The sequence below is a fragment of the Bacillota bacterium genome (assembly GCA_040754675.1).
Taxonomy (GTDB): Bacteria; Bacillota; Limnochordia; order Limnochordales; family Geochordaceae; genus Geochorda.
Map to the genome: position 1 here is coordinate 1 of JBFMCJ010000330.1, position 4,627 is coordinate 4,627.

The 4,627-nt window shown below is 67.8% G+C and carries 8 protein-coding genes; all 8 read left to right on the forward strand.

Translation table 11 applies throughout. From position 1 onward, the window contains the following. On the forward strand, positions 1-447 hold a 447-nt coding region (locus tag AB1609_16040; GenBank protein MEW6047961.1), incomplete at its 5' end, for a GNAT family N-acetyltransferase. Between the two features lie 3 nt (positions 448-450). Then, entirely contained in the window at positions 451-1,320 is an 870-nt protein-coding gene (locus AB1609_16045) for a lysophospholipase (GenBank protein MEW6047962.1), read from the forward strand. A 241-nt stretch (positions 1,321-1,561) separates the two neighbouring features. Then, positions 1,562-2,524, forward strand: a complete 963-nt coding sequence (gene corA, locus AB1609_16050; GenBank protein ID MEW6047963.1) for a magnesium/cobalt transporter CorA — start codon at positions 1,562-1,564, stop codon at positions 2,522-2,524. A gap of 260 nt (positions 2,525-2,784) precedes the next feature. Next, entirely contained in the window at positions 2,785-3,045 is a 261-nt protein-coding gene (locus tag AB1609_16055) for a helix-turn-helix transcriptional regulator (GenBank protein ID MEW6047964.1), read from the forward strand. Between the two features lie 171 nt (positions 3,046-3,216). Further along, positions 3,217-3,813 carry a hypothetical protein gene (locus AB1609_16060; protein MEW6047965.1) on the forward strand — a complete coding sequence of 199 codons (597 nt, stop codon included), beginning with the start codon at positions 3,217-3,219 and terminating at the stop codon, positions 3,811-3,813. Positions 3,814-3,926: 113 nt separating this feature from the next. Next, entirely contained in the window at positions 3,927-4,133 is a 207-nt protein-coding gene (locus AB1609_16065) for a helix-turn-helix domain-containing protein (GenBank protein MEW6047966.1), read from the forward strand. Positions 4,134-4,145: 12 nt separating this feature from the next. Further along, entirely contained in the window at positions 4,146-4,379 is a 234-nt protein-coding gene (locus AB1609_16070; GenBank protein ID MEW6047967.1) for a hypothetical protein, read from the forward strand. A 6-nt stretch (positions 4,380-4,385) separates the two neighbouring features. Then, positions 4,386-4,627 (forward strand): helix-turn-helix domain-containing protein (locus tag AB1609_16075; protein ID MEW6047968.1); only part of this gene is annotated, 242 nt, incomplete at its 3' end.

A 4,627-nucleotide genomic window follows, 5' to 3' on the forward strand; every position in this document is an offset into this window, starting at 1 on the left:
GGGCCGCCTCCCGCCGGGCACCTCGTCCACCTGTTGCTCTCCCACGCCGACCGGGACGGCTTCCGGTGCGTGGTGGCGTTTCTCCACGAAGCTCCGGTCGGGTTTGCCTACGGCTACACCGGCCGGAGAGGGCAGTGGTGGACGGAACAGGTGGCACGCCACCTGGACGGGGCGAAGGCGCGTGAGTGGCTCGGCGACCACTTCGAACTGGTCGAACTCCACGTCCACCCGTCCTATCAGGGGCAGGGAATCGGCGGCCGTCTTCATGATCGCCTCCTCGAAGGGCTCCCGCACCGCCGGGCTCTTCTCTCCACCCGGCAGGGCCCCACGGTGGCCGTGGCAATGTACAGGAGCCGGGGCTGGGAGCTGGTCGCGGGACCCATCCGCTTCGACGGCACCGACCACCCCTACCTGATCTTCGGAAAGCGGCTCGAACGGGGTGCCTGAAAGATGCAGGAGCAGACCGGGTACCTCACGGCAGGCGGCGGTGTTGGGCTGTTCTTCCGGTTCTGGCGGGGACGCGAGCCGCCCCGGGGGCATGTGGTGATCGTTCACGGAGCCAACGAGCACAGCGGCCGGTACCGCCATGTGGCGGAGTTCCTCGTTCAGCACGGGCTGGAGGTCGCGGCGCTCGACCAGCGGGGCCATGGCCGTTCCGACGGGCCGCGGTGCCACGTCGACCGGTTCGGCGAGTATCTGGACGACCTCCGGCAGTTCGTCGGGATGGTCGCGCAGCGTGCGGGCGACCAGCGCCGGCCCATCATGATCGGCCACAGCCTGGGCGGCCTCATCGCGTTTTCGTACGCTGTGGCCCACCCCGCGAGCATCGCGGCGCTGGTGGTCTCGTCGCCGTGGTTTGCGCTGCGAATGAAGGTCAGCCGGGTGGAAAGGGCGCTGGCCCCGGTGATATCTCGGCTGCTGCCGCGCCTTCAGCGGCCGGCCAACATCCTCCCCGAACAGCTGAGCCGCGACCCCGAGGTCGTGCGAGCCTACCGTGAAGATCCGCTCGTCGGCACCACGGCGACACCCCGGTGGTTCGTGGAGTGCAGCCGGGCGGCGTGGCGCGCAAGGCACGAGCTGGCCGATCGCCTTTCCGTGCCGGCCTTGTTCCTGCAGGGCGAAGACGACCGGGTGGTGGACCCGGAGGCCACCCGGGCCGTGTTCGAGGGGGTTACGTATGGCCGCAAGGCTTTGCGCCTGTATCCCGGCAGGTACCACGAGATCTTCAACGATCCGGGGCATGAAGAGGTCTTCAGGGACATCATCGAATGGCTGGACGCCCAGGGGTTGCTCGGGGCGAAGCGGCTTACCGCCGTATAAACGGACTCACTCAGGTCATCTTAGTTACCGAGAGGCACCGGCCAATGCCGAGCCGGGCTCAACTCGCCTCCACAAGGAGGCCAGCGGGACGTCTTTGAGGCTTTCCCGCAGGTTCGCGCTGAACCTGTTGAGCACCGGCCGGCCTCTTGGCCGGTGCCTCGCGCGTCCCGGGCCGTACAGGAGGTGACGCCCCATCCCCGCCCGCCTGATCCGAGTCATGCCGGACGGAAGCCTCTCCGTTTTGGACGGCGCCCAGGCCACGCAGGCGGTCCGGTCCTGGGTCGAGGAGGAGCCCGTCTTCTGGCTGGACCTGGAAGCCCCCAGCGAGGCCGAGTGGAATCTCCTGCAGGATCCCTTCGGGTTTCACCCGCTGTCCATCGAGGACGCCCGGTCGCTGAGCGAGTTCGCCAAGGTGGATCCGTATCCCCAGTATCTGTTCGTGGCCCTGCACCGCTTCGTGCTGCAGGGGACGGGGCTTCGTGCGGAGCTGCGATTGGGTGAGGTGGACCTGTTCTTGCACCGGTCGTACCTCGTCACGGTGCACCTCGAACCGGCCCAGGAGATCGAGCAAGTCTGGCGCAGGCTGGCCGCCCACCCGCAACTGATGCGCCGTGGCCCAGAGTTCGTGGCCCATCTGGTGGTGGACGCGATCGTGGATGGGCTGTTTCCGGTCATCGAGCGGCTGGTCGAGGCCCGGGAGCAACTGGAAGACCAGGTGCTGGAACGCTCGGAGGAAAACCCGTGGCCTGAGATCACCCGCCTTCGCCGGACCTTCTTGACGGCCCGGCGCAGCCTCAGGCCGCAGTCCGAGGCGCTCGCCCACCTGGGCCGGGAGCGGAGGGGGCTGGTTTCCGATGGGGCAGCGCTTTACTTTCGCGACATCTCTGACCACGCCGACCGGCTGATGGCCATTGTGGAGAACGAACTGCGGCTGCTCGACAACGTGGTACAGATGTACTTGTCGCTGCGCACCGACCGGCTCAACCTGGTCATGCAGCGGCTGACCATGGTCAGCGCCATCTTCATCCCGCTCACGCTGATCGCCGGCATTTACGGCATGAACTTCCGTCACATGCCGGAGCTGGAGTGGTTGTGGGGTTACCCCCTCGCGCTGGTGCTCATGGCGGCCGTCGGGTTCGGCACCTACTGGTACCTGCGAGCCCGGGGCTGGTTCGACCCGCCGGGCGGGCCGGGGAGGACGTAGATCGGGCGGCGTGTGGGGACTGGCAGGGGCGGCAGGACTTGAACCCGCAACCGCCGGTTTTGGAGTCGCTTTGGGTCCATAAACGGGCGTGAATCCTGGAAAATTGACCGCAACCGCCACCCCGACTTTCCCCCGTCGTGGCGCCGTCTGGGGTTCATGAGCGCTTTCCAGCGTTTTGCCGGATTTTAGGAGTCACCGGTTTCCGCGCAAGGGTGCCCGTTTGCAGCGTCGTTCGCGCGAACGGAGAGGAGCGTGAGTCGATGGGTGCCCATCCCCTGAAGGTCATGGCCATGTTGGCCGGTTACACGGTGCCGCAGCTCGCGGCGAAGGCGGGTGTTTCTTGGGGCCACGTCTACCGATGGATGCGCGGCGAAGTTCGAGCCGGCGACGAGACCCGAGAGCGCCTGGCAAAGCTCTTGGGTGTCCCTGCATCCCGCCTGCCCTCCCAGTGGCCGCGAAGTGTGGCACAAGAGGTTGACAGGCGGCGCGTTCGGGTGTACTCTTCATGCCGTGAAGAGTGACTGCGGGATCCCCGCGCCCATTAGGAGGCGGCTGCGCTGGCGACGCTGCACGCGGAAGCTGTTCGTGACGCTATCGCCCTCATCCCCGAGATGGCCACCCGATGGCAGGTGCGGGACTACCGCGTCCTTGAGACGGAGATGCAGTGGCAGGCACGATGGGAGGCCTGTATCGTGACCCTTGCCGACGTGCGGCGAGAGCTCGAGTCCAGGGGGGTGTCCGTACCCCTGGGGACGCTGGGGCGGTGGGTCCATGAGGGGCTCATGCCGGGGCCGGAAAGGATCCGCGGTGGGCCTGGACAACGCGGGCGCACTGGCGAGTACCCTCATGATACCGCGGCCCAGGCATTCGCGACTTGGACGCTGCTCCGGAAGGGCACCCGGGTGCCTGTGCTCCGGGAAGCCCGGGCAGCCGCCCTCGGCGCCTACCGCCTGGGCGTAGTCCTGGCCGAAGCTCCCGAACCGTGGCGCCATGCGCCGACCATCACGCCCGACGCGGTGGCCGCGCTGCTGATCGCCCGAGGAGAGGCGCCGGAAGAGCTGCGCTGGCTCATCGACGGTCTGAACGTCGCCGTGGGCCATGTCGCCCTGTCGCCCGGCGTGGGTGGCATCGCCTTGCGGTGGCGGTACGTCAGGGACGCAGCCCTGCACCAGTGGCCGGCGGGCCTGCGGGTCCGGCAGGTATTTCGGCTCCGGGGTGATGGCCTGTACGAACTGGTGACCGAGCCGGCGCCGGAGCCCTGGACACTCAATCTCGACGCACTCGCCTGAGAGCGGCGACCCCGTATGTTGACCCCGCCCACCCGGGCGGGGTTTTTCGCGTACCCCCGGCCTGTCCTGGCATACCCCAGGGCCGTTCCAGCGCGCGATAGGAGGGCACCAACATGACCACGAGCGAAGAAGACCTGCGAACCATCGACCACAGGAAGGCAGCGGAGCTGCTGGGTCTTCATCCTGTCACCGTGCTTCGCCTAGCGAGGGAGAACCGCATTCCCCACCTGCGCCTTGGCCGCAAGGTGCGCTTTCGCGTGGCGGCGCTTCTGGCGTGGATGGAAGAACAGGAGCGGGAGCATCACACCCGGGCCGCGTGAGGAGTGACCACCATGATTCGCACCCTCAACCGCTACGAAGCCGCCTACGCTGCCATGCGCGGCATTCGCGTGCGCGTCGTGCCAGATCCTGACTCGGGGTTCGGGGTCGCTTACGAGCTGGACACCGACGACAAGAGCATCATCGCGGCCTACTGGAATAGCGCTTACGCCGGCTTCGTCACCCGGCTCCGCCGGATTGAAGCGGAGTCGCGGCGGCTCCATCGCCACGCCCGCACGGACGGGTGACGGGGCATGGATACGCCAGATGCCAAGCGGTCGCGCGACTCCCCTGGTTGGGAGCCCTGGGCACCGACCCTGAGCGCTCTCCGGAGGCTGTTCGAGTCGCCCGGCACCTTGAGCCCAAGCGCCCGCCTGGTCTTCGTGGCGCTCGCCTGGCACCTGGGGCCGGACGGGACTTGTCACCCGGGTACGGCTCGACTCCGCAAGCTCACGGGGCTTGCCCGAGCGACGGTGTTCGAGGCGCTACGCGAGCT

Excerpts from the sequence above, each read along its gene's own strand:
- AB1609_16045 (MEW6047962.1), top strand. The coding sequence starts at position 451 with ATGCAGGAGCAGACCGGGTACCTCACGGCAGGCGGCGGTGTTGGGCTG.
- AB1609_16055 (MEW6047964.1), top strand. The coding sequence starts at position 2,785 with ATGGGTGCCCATCCCCTGAAGGTCATGGCCATGTTGGCCGGTTACACG.
- AB1609_16065 (MEW6047966.1), top strand. The coding sequence starts at position 3,927 with ATGACCACGAGCGAAGAAGACCTGCGAACCATCGACCACAGGAAGGCA.
- AB1609_16070 (MEW6047967.1), top strand. The coding sequence starts at position 4,146 with ATGATTCGCACCCTCAACCGCTACGAAGCCGCCTACGCTGCCATGCGC.